Raw genomic sequence first — 17,340 nt, 5'->3', positions numbered from 1 at the left:
GGTGTTCTACAATGCGCGCCAGCTTCCACTGGACCGGTCGATGAACCCCGACACGCCCGTACGACGCCCGCGCCATCGCGGCATCTACCTGCTGCCGAACCTGTTCACCACCGCGGCCATGTTCTCGGGGTTCTACGCGATCGTGGCCAGCATCGGTGGCCGCTACACCGAGGCGGCGATCGCGGTGTTCGTGGCGGCGCTGCTGGACGGCCTGGATGGCCGCGTGGCGCGCATGACCCACACGCAGAGCGAGTTCGGCGTGCAGTACGACTCGCTGTCCGACCTGGTCAGCTTCGGCCTGGCGCCGGCGCTGGTGATGTACACCTGGTCGCTCTCGGCCCTGCGCGAGTACGGGCCGATGTGGGGCAAGGTGGGCTGGGCGGCGGCGTTCATCTACGCCGCCTGCGGCGCGCTGCGGCTGGCGCGCTTCAACACCCAGGTGGCGGTAGTCGACAAGCGCTATTTCCAGGGTCTGGCCAGTCCGTCGGCCGCGGCCGTCTGCATGTCGTTCGTCTGGACCATGGAGAAGACCGGCGTCGCCGGCAGCACGCTGTGCTTCGTCACGCCGGTACTGGCGGTGGTGACCGGCCTGCTGATGGTCAGCCGATTCCGCTATTTCAGTTTCAAGTCGTTGCCGTGGACCGCTGGCGAAGGCGTGCCATTCGTCTGGATGGTGGTGGCGGTGCTGGTGCTGGTGTTGCTGGCGATCGATCCACCGCGGCTGTTGCTGGCGGTGTTCTCCGCCTACCTGTTGTCCGGTCCTGTGCTGACCCTGTGGGGTCGTGCCACCCATCGCCGCGTCCGGCGGGGCGCCTGAGGAGGGCCGCCGATGCGCGATGCACGCCGCCAGCAGGTTCTGCAGGCCATGGGCATCACCTCGTGGGTGCGACGGGTGCGCGAGCCGGGTGCGCCGCTCGAGGAACTCACGCTGGATGCGCCGGTGTTCGAACCGCCGGTGGCGCGCTGCATCGTGGTGCTGCCGGCGCAGCTGCCGCCGCGGATCATGGACGTGCTGGGGCGGGCGCTGCAGGCGGCGGGCGCCGGGATCGCCCGGGCCGGGCGCGTGCTGGTGGCCGATGGCCAGCCGCAGGCACCCGTACCGCATGCGCCGGCTTATCTGGTGTTCGGGCAGGCCCAGGCGCATGCGCTGGGGCGCGAGCTGCCGGCGGCGGTGATGAGCCAGGCACACATCGCCCTGGTCGACGCGCCGGAGGCACTGTTCGCCGGTGCGCAGGGCAAGCGGCGGCTGTGGGCGGCGCTCAGGCAGTTGCGTCGTGCACTGGCGGTGGCCGGAGCGGGCTAGCGTGGCCGTGGTGAGCCCGCCGGCGAGCGAGATCCGCGCCCTGCAGCCGCAGGATCTCGATGCCGTAGCCGCGCTGGAGGCGGAGTCCTACGAATTCCCCTGGAGCCGCGGCATCTTTTCCGACTGCCTGCGCGCGGGCCATCCGTGCTGGGTGCTGTGGGTGGACGGACAGATCGCCGGCTACGGCATCCTGTCGATCGCCGCCGGCGAGGCCCACGTATTGAATCTCTGCATCGGCCGTCAGTGGCAGGGGCGTGGCCTGGGACGGCGCCTGCTGATGCGTCTGCTCGACGTGATCCGCTGGAGCGGCGCCGAGCGCGTGTTCCTGGAAGTGCGTCCGTCCAATCCGGTGGCGCAGAAGCTGTATCGCACCGCCGGCTTCACCGAGATCGGCCGGCGGCCACGTTATTACCCGGCGCAGGGCGGACGCGAGGATGCGATCGTGATGGAGCTGGTGCTGCGCGAGTCCGACCGATCCTGACTTGCCCCGGCAGGGGGTAGGAGCCCGCTCGCGGGCGATGCTCCTCGTCTTTGATGTGCGTCAGGAGCAAGGGCATCGCCCGCGAGCGGGCTCCTACGGAGGTCGGGACGATCAGCCCAGCTTGGCCTGCTGCTCGCGCAGGGCGGCGAGGGTCGTGTTCCAGTCGACGATGCGCTGGCGTTCCTGCGCCACCACCTCGGCCGGGGCGTTGGCGACGAAGTTGGCGTTGCCCAGCTTGCCCTCGCACTTTTTGATCTCGCCCTCGATGCGGGCGATCTCCTTGGCCAGGCGCGCCTTCTCGGCGGTGAGGTCGATCAGGCCGGCCAGCGGGATCAGCACGCGCAGGGTGCCGACCACCGCGGCGGCGGCGGCCGGTTCGTCGGCGCCGGGTTCGATCCATGCCGGCGCCTCGACACGGGCGAGGAAGGCGATCTGCGTGGCGAACTTGGCCGCGCGGGCGTGATCGCTGGCGTCGCCGTCGGCGAGCAGCAGCGGGATGGTCTTGCCCGGCGCGATGTTCATCTCCGCGCGGATCCTGCGCACGCCGGAGAGCACCGCCTTGAACCACTCGATCTCCGCCGTGGCGGCCTCGTCGGCGGCGATGGCGTCGGCCTGCGGCCAGGGGCGCAGGATCAGCTCGGCCTCGGTCAGGCCCAGCTTCGGTCCCACCGACTGCCAGATCTCCTCGGTGATGAACGGGATGATCGGATGCAGCGCGCGCAGCACCGTCTCCAGCACCACCAGCAGGGTGTGCCGGGTGGACGCCGCGGCGGTGGCGTCGTCGCCGTTGAGCGCCGGCTTGGACAGCTCCAGGAACCAGTCGCAGTACTCGTTCCAGACGAACTCGTACAGCGCCTGCGCCAGCAGGTCGAAGCGGTAGCTGGCGAAGTGCTGCTCGACCTCGCCGAGGGTCTGCTTCAGCCGCGTGAGGATCCAGCGCTCGGCCTCGGTGGCCGGGCCGCCGGCCGGGGCCTCGATGCGGCCTTCAGGAAGGTTCATCAGCACGAAGCGGGCGGCGTTCCACAGCTTGTTGCAGAACGCCTTGTAGCCCTCGGCGCGCTTGATGTCGAAGTTGATCGTGCGGCTGTAGCTGGCCAGTGCGGCGAAGGTGAAGCGCAGCGCGTCGGTGCCGATCGCGGTGATGCCGTTGGGATAATCGCGGCGCACGCGCTTCTCGACCTTCTCGCGCTCCTGCGGCAGCAGCAGGCTCCGGGTCGACTTGGCCACCAGCGGCTCCAGCGCGATGCCGTCGATCAGGTCCAGCGGGTCCAGCGTGTTGCCCTTGGACTTGGACATCTTCTGGCCTTCGGCGTCGCGCACGATGGCGTTGATGTACACCTCGCGGAACGGCACCTTGCCGGTGAAGTACTTGGTCGCCATCACCATGCGGGCGACCCAGAAGAAGATGATGTCGAAGCCGGTGACCAGCACTGCGCTGGGCAGGAAACGCTGGTCGTGCGACCAGTCGGCGACCACCGCGCCGTGCTCGTTCGCCACCGGGCCGTCCAGCGGCCAGCCCAGGGTGGAGAACGGCCACAGCGCCGAGCTGAACCAGGTGTCGAGCACGTCCTCGTCGCGCTTGAGCGCTCCGACCGGCTCGATGTCGGCATGGGCGCGCGCATCGGCCTCGTCCTCGCCGACGAAGATGTTGCCGGCCTCGTCGTACCACGCCGGGATCTGGTGGCCCCACCAGAGCTGGCGGCTGACGCACCAGTCCTGGATGTTCTCCAGCCACTGCGTGTAGGTGGTGCTCCAGTTCTCCGGCACGAACTTGATGTCGCCACCGCGCACGGCCTCGAGCGCCGGCTCGGTGATCGCCTTGCGGCCGCCGGGGCGGCCATCGGGCAGGGTGTCGCGGGTGAGGTCGAGGAACCACTGGTCGGTGAGCAGCGGCTCGATCACCGCGCCCGAGCGCTGGCTCACCGGCACCTTCAGCTTGTGCGGCTTGGTCTCGACCAGCAGGCCTGCGGCTTCCAGGTCGGCCAGCACGGCCTTGCGCGCCTCGTAGCGGTCCAGCCCGCGGTACTTGTCCGGGCCGTTCTCGTTGACCTTGGCGTCCAGCGTGAACACGGTGATCGGCGCGAGCTGGTGCCGCTGGCCGATCGCGTAGTCGTTGAAGTCGTGCGCCGGGGTGATCTTCACGCAGCCGGTGCCGAACTCGCGGTCGACGTAGTCGTCGGCGATCACCGGGATCTGCCGTCCGGTCAGCGGCAGGGTGAGCGTCTTGCCGACCAGGTGCGCGTAGCGCTCATCCTCCGGGTGCACCGCGACGGCGACGTCGCCGAGCATGGTTTCCGGGCGGGTGGTGGCGACCACCAGGCTCTCGTCGCTGCCGGTGACCGGATAGCGGATCGACCACAGGTGGCCGTCGCGCTCGACGTTGTCCACTTCCAGGTCGGACACCGCGGTGCCCAGCGCCGGGTCCCAGTTGACCAGGCGGTTGCCGCGGTAGATCAGGCCGGCGCGGTACCAGTCGACGAACACCTTGCGCACGGCGGCCGACAGGCCCTCGTCCATGGTGAAGCGCTCGCGCGACCAGTCGGCGGCAACGCCGAGGCGGCGCATCTGGTTGGTGATGGTGGAACCGGATTCCTCCTTCCACCGCCACACGCGCTCGACGAACGGCTCGCGGCCCAGGTCGTGGCGGCTCTTGCCCTCGGCGGCGAGCTGGTTCTCGACGATCTTCTGGGTGGCGATGCCGGCGTGGTCGGTGCCGACCTGCCACAGCGTGTCCATGCCGCGCATGCGCTGGTAGCGCACCAGCATGTCCATCACGGTCTGCTGGAAGGCATGGCCCATGTGCAGGGTGCCGGTGACGTTCGGCGGCGGCAGCAGGATGCAGTACGGGTCGCCGTGGCTGGACGGCTTGAACACGCCGCTGGCCTCCCAGCGGGCATACCAGGTGGACTCGATCTGGGCGGGCTCGAAGCTCTTTTCCATGGGGACTCGCTTGCGGCGCGCGGCGGATGCCGCACGCGGGTTGGACGCAAAGGCGGCCATTGTACGGGGCCGGCCCGGGGCTGCCAAAACGCGACCGTTCGCGCCGAAGCGTGCGCTGGATGCGCTTGCCGGAAGGTCCGGAATGCCAGAATCGATCCCACGCGGGTCATCCGCGAGGAGCAGGGTGTGGTTGTGCAGTCAGTGGAACACGGGTGGCGCGTGCCGCGGTCACGGGTCTGGCAGCTGGTTTTGCTGGGGCTGCTGGCGGCTTTGCCCGCCCTGCGGGCGCGGGCGGCGGTACCGTCATTGCCGGGCTGGCAGCCGGTGTTCAGCGACGACTTCGACGGCGCGGCCGGGCAGCGGCCCGATCCGTCGCGGTGGAAGTTCGACCTCGGCCACAACTACCCCGGCGGCCCGCAGCACTGGGGCACCCACGAGGTGCAGCGGTACACCGACGATCCGGCCAACGTCAGCCTGGACGGCCACGGGCACCTGCGCATCACGCCGTTGCGCGACGCCGGGGGCGAATGGACCTCGGCGCGCATCGAGACCTGGCGCGACGACTTCCGTCCGCCCGAAGGCGGCGTGCTGCGGATGGAGGCCCGCCTGCGCATGCCGCAGGTGAGCGGCGAGGCCGCCCTGGGCTACTGGCCGGCGTTCTGGGCGCTGGGCGAGAGCTTCCGCCGCCTCGGCAACTGGCCGCAGGCGGGCGAGTTCGACATCATGGAAAACGTCAACGGACTCAACCTGGTGTGGGGCACCCTGCACTGCGGGGTGCTGCCGAACGGTCCCTGCAACGAGCCCAACGGCATCGGCCAGCACGCCCCCTGCGAGGGCTCGAGCTGCCAGGACGGCTTCCATACCTACACCTTCGAATGGGACCGCAGCGTCGCGCCCGAAGCGCTGCGCTGGTACCTCGACGGCAAACTCTACGGCGTGCTCACCCGCGACCGGCTGCCACCCGTCACCTGGCAGGAGATCACCGGTCAGCGCGGCTACTTCCTGTTGCTGAACGTGGCGATGGGGGGCGACTTTGCCTACGCCGTTTCCGGTGGCCGCGACACCCCGGTGCCGGCTACCCAGCCCGGCCACCCGATGGTGGTGGATTACGTCGCGGTGTGGACCCGCGCCGGCTCGCCCTGATCCGCGGCGACCGTGCCGGCGATCCGTCGCAACAGCGGCGTGGCGTCGAGCAGCAGCACGGTGCCGTGTTCGGGCAGTTCGGCCACTTCGTGCAGGTCGCGCTGCAACTCCGGATGCAGGTGGTGCGACACCAGTGCAGGTACCCGCAGCTTTTCGGCCCGGTCGATGCCCAGGATGCTCTGCACCGAGTCGGCCACCAGGCCGTACTTTGCGCCGGCGTGGTCGACGATGAGGATCTTGCACGCAGCCGGATCGGCCGCCTGCTCCATGCCGTAGAGCGTGCGCAGGTCGACCACGGTGATCAGCTTCTGCCTCAGATTCAGCACGCCGCGCACGAAGGGCGGTGCGCCGGGCGGGCGCATCAGTGACGGGTCGTAGTCGATCACCTCGCACAACTGCTCGATGCGCAGGCCCATCAGGCGGTCGAGCTGGAAGGTCACCCAGGTCTCGCGCAGGCGCCGCTGGCCGGCCTGGGCCGCCGCGGCCTCGTCTGCCGCCACCAGGTAGAGCTCGCGATGTCCCGTGGCCAGGTGGGCCAGGAACGGATCGGCGTGCAGCCCCGGTGCGTCGACCAGGGCCAGGTCGTCCTGGCCACTGTCCTTGCGGCTGATGCAGCCGGCGATCAGCCCGGTCTGCCCCTCGATCGGCGGCATCGGCAGCACCTGGCCGTCGAGGTAGCCCACGATGCTGTCGACCTCATCCACCTGCAGGCCGAGGTAGGACTCGTCCTGCCGCAGCACGAGCACCCGGCGCAAGTCCTCGCCGTCCGCCTCGTCCGGGCCGCCGGAACCGGCAGCCGCCAGTCCGAGGAAGCGGGCGAAGTCGACCACCGGGACGGGGTGGCCGCGCAGGTGCACGCGCCCGAGACAGCGGTCGTCGGCCAGCACCGAATGCTCCAGTGGCGGCAGCCGGATGATTTCGTGGATCGCGCCCATCGGCAGCGCCATGTGGCGCCCGCCGGCGCGGAACGAGACCGCCTGCTGGCGACGCCCCTGGGCCAGGCGGCGCTGGCGCGCCTGTTCGGCCAGATCGGGATTGAGTACCTGCGGCAGGCCGGGTAGCCGGGTCAGTGCGTCGGCCGAAAGCACCTGCAGGATGCGCTCGCCCAGATGGAACGCGCTTTCGATCAGACCCAGCGACTCGCTGCCATGCCGGAACGGCACCACCTGGCCGGCCGGCAACCGCAGCATCTCGCCGGTGCGGTCGAACAGCACGCCCAGCCGCGCCGCGCCGCTGGCCACCACGGCGACGCGCGCGTCGCCGCGGTCGGCGGTTTCGCTCAATCCCATGAACCGGCCCAGGTCGGCCAGCGGGATCAGCATGCCGCGCAGGTTGAACAGGCCCAGCAGATGAGGGGGCGCCAACGGCACCCGGGTGATCGAGGCGGGGAAGGGCACCACCTCCTGCAGCGCGCCGATCGGCAACGCCAGCTCGAATTCGCCCAGATGGAACGAGCCGAACAGCTGCATCGCGTCCTGCGAGGCAGTTGGGGGCGGTGAGGCCGGACTGTCCATGGGCGGGCTTCCTCAGTCGATACGTTCGAAGGTGCGCACCGAGTACTGCCGGCTGCGGCAGTCGATGCTCAGCTGGCGGCCGTGGTTGCCGCCGGTGTCGGTGTGCACGACCCGGATCCCGGCCCGGGCCAGCAGGCGCTGTGCCATCTGGGTGTTCTGCTCGCCGATCAATCCGTAGGGGGCTGGCCGTTCGTGCCTGACCATGCAGGCGCCGCCGGCAACGACGGCCTCAAGCTGGTCGTAGTCGCCCGGTTCGGCGCCGATCAGTTGCAGCAGGGCGGGCAGGGTGTCGGTGACGTACTTTGCCGAAGGCTGCGGCTGGCCGTTGGGCGGTTCGGGCAGCAGGCAGTGCGCCAGGGCGCAGCGGGCGCGCTCGTGCCACAGCAGGCCGATGCCCACACAGGAACCCAGCGTGGTGCGCAGGATCTCGTCGCCGTTGCCGGCGCGCATCTCGCACATCTTCACGTGGACATCCCGCCCGTTCATGCCGGCGGGCGATCGTTGCGGTAGATCAGCGGTTGCTGGTAGGCGAAGCCGGTGCGCAGGCGGTTGAGCGATTCGGACTCGCCCACCAGCAGCACGGCCCTGGGCGACATCGACTGGCGCACGTTCTCCAGCACCGTCTCCTGGCCGGACTCGTCGAAGTAGATCAGCACGTTGCGCAACAGCACCAGGTCGAAGCGGGTCGGCTCCTCCAGTCGCTGGTACAGGTTGTGCGGGCGGAAATTCACCGCCGCGCGGAGCGTGGGCGAGGCGGTATAGACCTCATCGACACCGAGGAAATACTTCTCCAGCATCGCCGGACGCGCCTTGCGCAGGCCGTCGATGTTGCGGCCCAGGTAATGGCCGGCGCGCCCGGTCTCGAGCACGCCGCCAGCGATGTCGGTGCCGAGGATGCGGTAGCGGAAGTCCGGGTGCTTCTCGCGGAACTCCTCGCACAGCATCGCCAGCGAGTAGGCCTCCTCGCCGGTGGAAGCGGCCGCCGACCAGACCTGCAGCACGTTGCCCGGATGGGCGGCGTGCCAGGCCGGCAGGAAGCCGTGCCAGAGGTAGTCCCAGATCCGTGGCGTGCGGAAAAAGGAGGTCTCGTTGGTGGTGACCAGGTCGATGAACCGGCCGACCTCGTCGTTGGAGCTGTCCAGCACGGCGAGATAGTCGCCGTAGCTCGACAGCGACAGTGCCTGCAGCCGCCGCCGCAGGCGGCCCTGCAGCAGGGTCCACTTGCGCTCGGCCATGGCGATGCCGGTGTGCCGGCGGACCCGGGCGAACAGCGCCGCCTGGGTGGCCGGATCGACGGTGACCTCTGTCTCGAGCATCATCGGACTGGCTCCGTTACACCGCGAAATGGTTCACGGTGGTGTTGAGTTCGCCGGCTTCCTGCATCAGCTCGCCGCAGGCGCGGGCGATGTTGTCGCAGGTGGCGGCGGTCTTCTCGGTCTCCTCGGCGATGTGCTGCACGGCATTGGCCACTTCACGGGCGGCCACGGCCTGTTCCTCGGCACCGCAGGAGATCTCCGACATCGCCTGGGTGGTGCGGGCCACGCCGAACACGATCTTGTCGAAGGCCTCCGCCGCTTCCCTGGAGATCTCGCTGCCCTGGGCAACGCGCCGGGTCGACTCGGTGATCAGCTTGGATATCTCCTTGGCGGCCTGGGAGGAGCGCTCGGCCAGCTTGCGCACCTCGTCGGCGACCACCGAGAAGCCCAGCCCGTGCTCGCCGGCGCGGGCCGCCTCGATCGCGGCATTGAAGGCCAGAAGATTGGTCTGGCTGGCGATCTCGCCGATCACCTTGATGATCTCGCCGATATCCTCGGACGATTTGTTGATCAGGCCCATCGCCTCGATCGACTTGTCGATGGCCTTGGCGCCCCGCTCGGCCTCGAGCTGGGTGTCCTTGGCCAGCGCGTCGGCGTTGCGCGCATTGCCGGCAATCGAATTGATCGACGCGGTGAGTTCCTCGATGGTGGCGTTCATCTCCTCCACCGTGGCGCCCAGCAGCTGCGCGCCGCTGGCCATGGAATTGGACTCCCCGGCGATCTCGGTCGAGGCCTGCGAGAAGTGGCTGGCACCGCCGATCACCTTGGCGATCACGTGGCGCAGGTCGCCCATCATCTGGCGGATGCCCGCGGCGAGCTGGTCGATCGGCTCGTCGCCCTCGAGGGTGATCTCGCCGGTGAGATCGCCGGCGGCCGCCTTGCGGACGGTGTCGAGCAACAGGTCGACCTTGCGCTGGTCCTCGGCGGCGCGGCGCTTGACCGATTCCTCCAGTTCCACCTGGGCGGTGATGTCGGTGGCGAACTTGACCACCTTCTGCAGGCGTCCGGCGGAGTCGTGCACCGGGTTGTAGCTGGCCTGCAGCCAGATCGAGCGGCCGCCCTTGCCGACGCGGTGATAACGCCCCGAGTCGAACTCGCCGCTGCGCAGCTTTTCCCAGAAGGCGGTGTATTCGGGGCTGGCCGCATGCGCCTCGTCGCAGAACATGCGGTGATGCTTGCCGGCGATCTCCTTCAGCGTGTAGCCCACGGTGGCCAGGAAGTTGGCGTTGGCGGCAAGCACGTGTCCGGAGGGATCGAACTCGATCACCGCCTGCGACTTGTCCAGCGCCGCCATCTTGCCCTCCACTTCGGCGGCCTGGTTGCGCGACGCGGTGATGTCGGTGGCGAACTTGATCACCTTGAAGGGTTTGCCGTGGCTGTCCAGCACCGGGTTGTAGGAGGCGTTGATCCATACCTCGCGTCCGTCCGCGGCAATGCGCTTGTATTCGCCCTTGTCGAACTTGCCGCTGGCCAGGCGCTCCCAGAATTTCCGGTACTCGGGGCTGACGGCGTGGTCCGGGTCGCAGAACATGCGATGGTGCTTGCCCTGCACGTCGCCCAGCGTGTAGCCCATCAGCGCGAGGAAGTTGTCGTTGGCGTCGAGAATCTTGCCCTTGAGGTCGAACTCGATCACGGCCTGCACGCGGTTCAGCGCGTCGCTGAGCGCGCGCATTTCCTGCAGTTCCAACTGCGGTTCGGGAATTTCCTTGCCCATGGTGTTTTCTCTCGCTTCTGGTCGGTACACCTGAAGGGAAACGGGCTGGATGCCGGCGACGGCCCGTGGCGCGGTGCCCCGAAGCGGTGCACGGGGTCACATCGGCCGGTCGCTGATGCAGTCGGTCCCTCACGGTTGAACATCGCAGGAAGCGAACGGGTGCGCCGCTGCGCCCGCTCGTCCTTCTGACGAGGGGTTATCGACGCGGGCGGCGCCGGACTTGAGGCGGTCCGGGGTGCGGGGTCAGCGGCGTTCTGTGACGCAGATCACCTTGTGCGCAGGGTGCGTCCGTACGCATGCACCTCGTCGACCAGGGCGGCGACGTTCTCGGGGTCCACTTCCGGGGTGATGCCGTGGCCGAGGTTGAACACGTGACCGGGGTGGTTGCCATAGCTGTCCAGCACGGCGCGCGCTTCGCGGCGGACCACGTCCGGGCCGGCGCGAAGGATCGCCGGATCCAGGTTGCCCTGGAGGGCGACCCGGCCGGCCACCGCGCGGCGTGCATCGGCAAGGTCGACGGTCCAGTCCACGCCGAGCGCGGTGCAGCCGGTGTCGGCCATCGCCGCCAGGTGCTGGCCGGCGCCCTTGGAGAACAGGATCGTGGGCAGCTCGCGGGCCACCGGGTCGGCCTTCAGTGTCTCGACCACCTGCTGCATGTATCGCAGCGAGAACTCGCGGAACGGTGCCGGACCGAGCAGGCCGCCCCAGGTGTCGAACACCATCAGCGCCTGCGCACCGGCATGCGCCTGGGCAATCAGATAGGCACCGACCGCGCGGGCCAGCGTGTCGAGCAGGCGATGGGCAACCGCCGGCTCGCTCCAGCACATCGCCTTGAGCGTGGCGAAGTCGCGCGAACCGGAGCCTTCCACCATGTAGCAGGCCAGCGTCCACGGGCTGCCGGAGAAGCCGATCAGCGGCACGCGGCCGTCCAGTTCCTTGCGGATCAGGCGCACCGCATCCATCACGTAGCGCAGCTCGCCGTCCATGTCGGGCACAGCGAGCCGGTCGATCGCGGCGGCGTCGCGCACCGGGTGGGCGAACTGCGGGCCCTCGCCGGCGGCGAAAGACAGGCCCAGCCCCATCGCATCGGGAATGGTCAGGATGTCGGAGAACAGGATCGCCGCGTCCAGGTCGAACCGCGCCAGCGGCTGCAGCGTCACCTCGCAGGCGAACTCCGGGTGCTGCGCCAGCCCCATGAAACTGCCGGCGCGCGCGCGGGTGGCGCGGTACTCGGGCAGGTAGCGGCCGGCCTGGCGCATCACCCAGATCGGCGTGGTGTCGGTCGGTTCGCGGCGCAGCGCGCGCAGGAAGCGGTCGTTCTTCAGGGGAGCGGTCATGGCGGTCACCGGCCGTGGGGGCCGTCGAGGCCCTGGCTGAACATCACGCGGTAGCCGCGCTTGAGTTGTGCATCGCGGGCTTTCTCGAACGCGGCGATGGCCGCCTCACGTTCGAGGAACTGCTCGCGCTTGAGCGAGGCCTTGCCCCCCTGGGTGCCGGTTTCGCGGTACAGCGTCCAGCCGCCGAGCAGATCCTGCTCGAGCACGATCTGGACGTAGCGCGGCGCTTCGGCCGCGGCGGGCGGAGTTTGCAGGTAGAGGCGCATGGCGTAGGAGGATGGAAGTGGCAGCGAAGGGCCGCAAACCCGTCATTCTAGGGGGCAGGGGCGTCGGTAGCGAATTTGCATCACACGCCCGGTGGCGGCACGCGGCGGTGGCGGGTCAGCCGCTCGACCAGCAGCGGCAGCAGCGAGATCAGCGCGATGCCACCGAGCGGCAGCAGCACGTTGCGGTGGAGCAGCATGCCCAGCCCGATGTGATCGGCCTGACTGAGCGCGTCACCGAGGCCGGCGCCGACCAGGGTCTCGAACACCAGGGTCACCGTGCCACCCAGCCAGGTTGCGCCGAGGAACAGCCACAGCCGGCAACGCAGCCAGGCCAGGCACACCGTCACCGCGCCGAACGGCAGCACCGGCACGAAGCGCAGGAACAGCGTGTAGCTCACCGGGTGATGGGCGAAGCCATGACGCAGGCGCTCTACCAGCGCCGGCGGATGCTTGCGCCCGGCGCCGAACGCGTAGCGACTGGCGAGGAACAGGATCAGCGAACCCAGGGTGAGTGCGATCGAGGAGTAGATCGTGCCCTCGACCACACCGAAGGCGAAGCCGCCGGCGAGGATGATCACGATGGTGCCGGGGATGCCGGTCGCCATTCCCAGGGTGAGCAGGCCGATGTAGCTGAGCCTCGCCAGCCATGGGTTCGCCGCGATCTCCTCGCGCATCCTCGCCTGGTGGGCCACCAGGTATTCCGGGCTGAGCTGCGACAACGCACCGGACGCATAGAGCACCACGCCGGCCATGACCAGCAGGAACAGCGGCAGCGCGGCGCGCAGCCGGCTCAATAGTTCGGCCCGGTGGCGCCGTAGGCGGCCAGCACCGCCCGGGCTTCGTGGCGCAGGATGTCGCGGCGCACGGCGATGCCGCGGCGCGCCAGTTCGCCGGTCCAGTCGGCCGGCAGCGGGCCTTCGTCGAACTCGGTGAGCTCCTCCACGTCCTCGGCGCGGGCGCCGATCAGCAGCTCGTCGATGCCGGCCCACACGGTGGCGCCGTAGCACTGGCAGCACGGTTGCGCGCTGGTGGCCAGCACGTAGCGGACGCCGTCCTCGTTGATGCGGAAGCGCTGCAGCCGCTGCTGCGCGGCCATGTAGGCCATCATTTCGGCGTGTGCCACCGAGCAGCTCTGCGGGATCACGCGATTGACCCCGGCGGCGATCAGCCGCCCTTCGTCGTCGAACACCGCGGCACCGAACGGACCGCCTCCACCCATCGCCACGTTCTGGCGGGCCAGCTCGATGGCCAGTCCCACGCGCTCCTCGTCGGTGACGTACAGGCGCGACGCGTCGGCGACGTCGGCGATCCACGGCGGCAGGGTCAGGTGGATCTGCTGCGGCAACAGTCCCATCGCGCTCAGCCCTTCGCCGCCCAGGTGTCGCGCAGGGTCACCACGCGGTTGAACACCGGGTGGTGCTCGCGGTGGTCGAGGCGGTCGGCGACGAAGTAGCCGAGGCGCTCGAACTGGAAGTGCTGCTCCGGCTCGGCCAGCGCGGCGGCGCGCTCCACCCAGGCGGTGACCACGCGCTTGGCCTCCGGGTTGATGTGCTCGATCCAGCTCTTGCCGTCGCTCTCGTCGTCGGGGGCGGCCACGGCGAACAGGCGGTCGTACAGGCGCACCTCGGCGGCCACGCCGTGCGCGGCGCTGACCCAGTGGATGGTGCCCTTCACCTTGCGGTCGGCGCCCGGCAGGCCGTGGCGCGATTCCGGATCGAGCGTGCAGCGCACCTCGGTCACCTGGCCGTCGGCATCCTTGACGATCTCCTCGCATTTGACGATGCCAACGCCGCGCAGGCGTACCTCGCCCTCGGGCTTGAGCCGGTGGAAGCCCTTCGGCGGCACCTCGGCGAAGTCGTCGCGCTCGATCCACACCTCGCGCGAAAAGGGCACGGTGCGGCTGCCGAAGCTCTCGTCCTTCGGGTGGTTGGGGAAGGTGAGGACTTCCTCGTGGCCTTCCGGCAGGTTGGTGATCACCAGCTTCAGCGGATCGAGCACGGCCATCCGGCGCGGCGCGGCGGCGTCGAGGTCCTCGCGCACGCAGCCTTCGAACACGGCATAGTCGATCACGCTGTTCTGCTTACTTACGCCGAGCCGCTCGATCAGCAGGCGGATGCTCGCCGCGGTGAAGCCGCGCCGGCGCAGGCCGCGCAGGGTGTTCATGCGCGGGTCGTCCCAGCCGTCCACGTGGCCTTCGTTCACCAGCTGGGCGAGCTTGCGCTTGGAGGTGATCGAGTAGCTGAGGTTGAGGCGTGAGAACTCGATCTGGCGAGGCTTGCTGGGTTTGGTCTCCAGCCCGGCGTCGACCAGCGGCTGCCACAGCTCGGGGTGGTTGGGCAGGTCGACGTGGTCGACGAACCAGTCGTACAGCGGACGGTGGTCCTCGAACTCCAGCGTGCACAGCGAGTGGGTGATCGACTCCAGCGCGTCGGACAGGCAGTGCGCATAGTCGTACATCGGGTAGATCGGCCAGGCGTCGCCGGTGTTCTGGTGGGTGACCTTGCGCACGCGGTAGATCGCCGGATCGCGCAGGTTGATGTTGCCGGCGGCCATGTCGATCTTCGCGCGCAGCGTCTTGCTGCCGTCTTCGAATTCGCCGGCGCGCATGCGGCGGAACAGGTCGAGGTTCTCTTCCACACTGCGGTCGCGGTAGGGCGAGTTGCGACCCGGCTCGGTCAGCGTGCCGCGGTAGGCGCGCACCTCGTCGGCGTTGAGGTCGTCCACATACGCCTTGCCGTCCTCGATCAGCTTGATCGCGGCGCGGTAGAACACCTCGAAGTAGTCCGAGGCGTGGCGCAGCTCGTGCCAGTCGTAGCCGAGCCAGCGCACGTCCTCCTTGATGCCCTCGACGAACTCGGGGTCTTCCTTGCCGGGGTTGGTGTCGTCCAGGCGCAGGTTGCACCAGCCGCCGGCGAACTCGCGGGCGATGCCGAAGTTCAGGCAGATCGCCTTGGCGTGGCCGATGTGCAGGTAGCCGTTGGGCTCCGGCGGGAAGCGCGTGCGGGTGCTGGCATGCTTGCCGCTGGCCAGGTCGTCGCGAATGATCTGGCGGATGAAGTCGCGCGGGGCATCGGCGGCGGGGCTGGACGGAGCGCTGGGGGTTTCGTTGGACATCGGGCTGATGGCTCGCGGCGCGTGATAGGGGAAAATCCTTGCAGTTTACCCCGTGGCCGCCGACCGGCCACCCCCGTGCGGCGGCTTGCCCGGGATGGCCGCGGCGCTTGCCGGAGTGCCGGTTCCCCACTAGCGTGCAAGCCATGCACATCGCCTATCGCGCCGAATCGCTGATCGATGCCCATCTGGTGAAGGACGCGCTGGAGCGCGCCGGGATCCCCGCATTCGTCAGCGGCGAGTACCTCACTGGCGGTGTCGGCCAGTTGCCGGCGATCGACTACGTGACGGTGATGGTGCCGGAGGCGGCGCGCGAGGAGGCGGCGCCCGTGGTGGCCGAAGTCGAGCGCGCGCTGGCCGTGTCGCGGGCCGAGGGCGCCGCATGGGAGGCCGGCCCGGACCTGGACGGCCCGCTGCCTGCCTGAGTCTCGCGATGCGTACCACCGCTCCAGTCGCGCCGGCACGTCCGGCGGATCATCCGCTGCTGCATCGCGGCGACGTGCTTGCCATGGCGCTGGGCGCCGCGCTGCTGTCGTGCACCAGCATTTTCGTGGTGCTGGCGCAGGTGGCGCCGGGCGTGTCGGCGTTCTATCGCATGCTGTTCGGCGGTACCGCACTGTTCGGCTGGGTGGTGCTGCGCGGCCGCTGGCAGCCGATCCGTGGCCGCGACGCGGCGCTGGCGCTGCTGCCGGCGCTGGGCCTGGCGACCGACCTGATCCTGTGGCACCGCTCGATCCTGTGGGTCGGACCGGGCGTGGCGACCCTGCTCACCAACTTCCAGGTGTTCCTGCTCGCCGTGGTCGGAGTGGTGGCCTACCGCGAGCGACTGGCGCCGGCGTTCTGGCCGGGCATGGCGCTGGCACTTGCCGGGCTGTGGCTGCTGGTGGGGGCGCACTGGTCGCTGTTCGACGTCGAGCATCGCCTCGGCGTGTGGCTGGGTCTGGCCAGCTGCCTGGCCTACACCGTCTACCTGCTCAGCTTCCGCCGAGCGCTGGCCGGGCGCTCGGCGTTGCCGCCGGCACAGTTTCTCGGCCTGATGAGTCTGCTGTGCGCCGGCGTGCTCGCGCTGTGGTGCGTCGCCGACGGCGAGTCGCTGGCGCTGACCACCGTGCGCGGCTGGCTGTCGCTGCTGGCGCTGGGGCTGCTCGGCCAGGTGGTGGCGTGGCTGCTGATCGGGAGCGCGATGCCGCGGCTGCCGGCCTCGCTGGTCGGCCTGCTGCTGTTGCTGCAGCCGGCGCTGGCCTTCGTCGTGGACGTGCTGCTGTTCGGCCGTCCGACCAGCGCGATGGACTGGCTCGGGCTGCTGCTGGCGCTGGCCGGTATCCTGCTCGGCGCGTTGCGCCGTCGTCGGCCGCTGCCGCCCCCTGCTTCCGGATGATCCCGATGACCGACTTCGCTTCCCTGGTTCACGCCGTACCGGACTTTCCCAAACCCGGCATCGTGTTCCGCGACATCACCCCCATGCTCGCCAACGCCGGTGCGTTCGCGCGCTGCATCGACGCGCTGGCCGAGCCGTGGCTGGGGCAGGGCGTGCAGGCGGTGTGCGGGATCGAGTCGCGCGGTTTCATCTTCGGCGCGGCGCTGGCGCAGAAGCTCAAGGCCGGCTTCGTGCCGCTGCGCAAGCCGGGCAAGCTGCCGCCGCCGGTCACCGGCGTGGACTACGAGCTGGAATACGGCCACGACCGGCTGGAGGCACGCAGCGGCGCACTGCGTCCGGGCGAGCGCACGCTGATCGTCGACGACGTGCTGGCCACCGGCGGCACGCTGGCCGCGGCGCGGTCGCTGGTGGTCGAGCTGGGCGCCGAGTTGGTCGGTGCCGCGGTGGTGATCGAGCTGGACGCGCTGGACGGGCGCGCGCGCTGGGATCGCGTGACGCCGCTGCACAGCCTTTTGCATTACTGATCGCCACCGTCGAGGTGAAGGGCCATTCACCCTGCTGAACTCCTGGCTCCGCTGCATGGAGGGTCTTCGCCACCTGTTGACGCGGCAGACACCGCGGGGCTCCGACGCTCACCAGCGACCGTGGCGCCGTCGCCACGCACCGGGAGAACCCACCATGCTCGTCACCATTCTCGTCGTGCTGCTTGTGCTGGCCCTGATCGGTGGCCTGCCGACCTGGGGATATTCGCGCAGTTGGGGCTACGGTCCCTCGGGCGTGCTCGGGGTGATTCTGGCCATCCTGCTGGTGCTGTGGTTGCTTGGCCGGATCTGAGCG

General features: G+C 69.5%; 18 protein-coding genes. 8 read left to right on the top strand and 10 right to left on the bottom strand.

Going from position 1 to position 17,340, the window contains the following annotated elements; genetic code table 11:
* The first annotated feature begins 40 nt into the window (after positions 1-40).
* From pssA to rimI, 3 genes are read left to right on the top strand one after another with little or no spacing between them, the layout of a single operon-like run.
* The gene (pssA, locus tag C693_RS0119760) at positions 41-817 is read left to right on the top strand and encodes a CDP-diacylglycerol--serine O-phosphatidyltransferase (RefSeq protein ID WP_026107573.1); all 777 of its coding nucleotides are present in this window, start codon (positions 41-43) and stop codon (positions 815-817) included.
* Positions 818-829: 12 nt separating this feature from the next.
* Positions 830-1,303 (top strand): hypothetical protein, encoded by a 474-nt coding sequence (locus tag C693_RS0119755; protein WP_017464012.1) that lies wholly within the window; start codon positions 830-832, stop codon positions 1,301-1,303.
* A 1-nt stretch (position 1,304) separates the two neighbouring features.
* On the top strand, positions 1,305-1,784 hold the full coding sequence (gene rimI / locus C693_RS0119750) for a ribosomal protein S18-alanine N-acetyltransferase (protein ID WP_017464011.1): 480 nt from the start codon (positions 1,305-1,307) through the stop codon (positions 1,782-1,784).
* Positions 1,785-1,895: 111 nt separating this feature from the next.
* Here rimI and C693_RS0119745 read toward each other — a convergent pair whose 3' ends face one another.
* Positions 1,896-4,724 carry a valine--tRNA ligase gene (locus C693_RS0119745; RefSeq protein WP_017464010.1) on the bottom strand — a complete coding sequence of 943 codons (2,829 nt, stop codon included), beginning with the start codon at positions 4,722-4,724 and terminating at the stop codon, positions 1,896-1,898.
* Positions 4,725-4,910: 186 nt separating this feature from the next.
* Here C693_RS0119745 and C693_RS0119740 point away from each other — a divergent pair, with 186 nt between their 5' ends.
* Complete coding sequence (locus C693_RS0119740) at positions 4,911-5,867, top strand: glycoside hydrolase family 16 protein (protein WP_100243759.1); 957 nt, start codon at positions 4,911-4,913, stop codon at positions 5,865-5,867.
* Here C693_RS0119740 and C693_RS0119735 read toward each other — a convergent pair.
* The 9 genes from C693_RS0119735 to C693_RS0119695 form a co-directional block, all read right to left on the bottom strand.
* Positions 5,831-7,381 carry a chemotaxis protein CheW gene (locus tag C693_RS0119735; RefSeq protein WP_017464008.1) on the bottom strand — a complete coding sequence of 517 codons (1,551 nt, stop codon included), beginning with the start codon at positions 7,379-7,381 and terminating at the stop codon, positions 5,831-5,833. The two genes, C693_RS0119740 and C693_RS0119735, sit on opposite strands and share 37 nt — an antisense overlap.
* Positions 7,382-7,393: 12 nt before the next feature.
* Positions 7,394-7,867 carry a chemotaxis protein CheD gene (locus C693_RS0119730; RefSeq protein ID WP_017464007.1) on the bottom strand — a complete coding sequence of 158 codons (474 nt, stop codon included), beginning with the start codon at positions 7,865-7,867 and terminating at the stop codon, positions 7,394-7,396.
* Positions 7,864-8,700 (bottom strand): CheR family methyltransferase, encoded by an 837-nt coding sequence (locus C693_RS0119725; protein WP_017464006.1) that lies wholly within the window; start codon positions 8,698-8,700, stop codon positions 7,864-7,866. The genes C693_RS0119730 and C693_RS0119725 overlap by 4 nt, the downstream gene beginning before the upstream one ends.
* 13 nt (positions 8,701-8,713) lie before the next feature.
* Complete coding sequence (locus tag C693_RS0119720) at positions 8,714-10,411, bottom strand: methyl-accepting chemotaxis protein (protein ID WP_017464005.1); 1,698 nt, start codon at positions 10,409-10,411, stop codon at positions 8,714-8,716.
* A 266-nt stretch (positions 10,412-10,677) separates the two neighbouring features.
* Positions 10,678-11,748, bottom strand: a complete 1,071-nt coding sequence (gene hemE, locus C693_RS0119715; protein ID WP_017464004.1) for a uroporphyrinogen decarboxylase — start codon at positions 11,746-11,748, stop codon at positions 10,678-10,680.
* 5 nt (positions 11,749-11,753) lie between these two features.
* Positions 11,754-12,014 carry a WGR domain-containing protein gene (locus tag C693_RS0119710; RefSeq protein WP_017464003.1) on the bottom strand — a complete coding sequence of 87 codons (261 nt, stop codon included), beginning with the start codon at positions 12,012-12,014 and terminating at the stop codon, positions 11,754-11,756.
* 80 nt (positions 12,015-12,094) lie between these two features.
* Positions 12,095-12,808 (bottom strand): TVP38/TMEM64 family protein, encoded by a 714-nt coding sequence (locus C693_RS0119705; RefSeq protein ID WP_017464002.1) that lies wholly within the window; start codon positions 12,806-12,808, stop codon positions 12,095-12,097.
* Complete coding sequence (locus C693_RS0119700; protein ID WP_026107571.1) at positions 12,805-13,362, bottom strand: nucleoside deaminase; 558 nt, start codon at positions 13,360-13,362, stop codon at positions 12,805-12,807. Before C693_RS0119700 ends, C693_RS0119705 begins: the two co-directional genes overlap by 4 nt.
* 11 nt (positions 13,363-13,373) lie before the next feature.
* Positions 13,374-15,128, bottom strand: coding sequence for a glutamine--tRNA ligase/YqeY domain fusion protein (locus C693_RS0119695; protein WP_017464000.1), 1,755 nt, complete (start codon positions 15,126-15,128; stop codon positions 13,374-13,376).
* A gap of 143 nt (positions 15,129-15,271) precedes the next feature.
* Between C693_RS0119695 and C693_RS0119690 the strand changes: the two genes are divergently transcribed.
* From C693_RS0119690 to C693_RS23270, 4 genes are all read left to right on the top strand, one after another.
* Positions 15,272-15,550, top strand: coding sequence for a DUF2007 domain-containing protein (locus C693_RS0119690; RefSeq protein WP_017463999.1), 279 nt, complete (start codon positions 15,272-15,274; stop codon positions 15,548-15,550).
* Positions 15,551-15,558: 8 nt separating this feature from the next.
* Complete coding sequence (locus C693_RS0119685) at positions 15,559-16,503, top strand: DMT family transporter (protein ID WP_017463998.1); 945 nt, start codon at positions 15,559-15,561, stop codon at positions 16,501-16,503.
* A gap of 5 nt (positions 16,504-16,508) precedes the next feature.
* Entirely contained in the window at positions 16,509-17,027 is a 519-nt protein-coding gene (locus C693_RS0119680; protein WP_017463997.1) for an adenine phosphoribosyltransferase, read from the top strand.
* A 154-nt stretch (positions 17,028-17,181) separates the two neighbouring features.
* Complete coding sequence (locus C693_RS23270; RefSeq protein WP_017463996.1) at positions 17,182-17,337, top strand: DUF3309 family protein; 156 nt, start codon at positions 17,182-17,184, stop codon at positions 17,335-17,337.
* Positions 17,338-17,340 lie beyond the last annotated feature (3 nt).

This window comes from Dyella ginsengisoli LA-4 (assembly GCF_000334915.1).
Classification (GTDB): Bacteria; Pseudomonadota; Gammaproteobacteria; order Xanthomonadales; family Rhodanobacteraceae; genus Dyella_A; species Dyella_A ginsengisoli_A.
The sequence above is the reverse complement of the archived record's forward strand: the minus strand, read 5'-3'. Positions and strand labels throughout refer to the sequence as shown.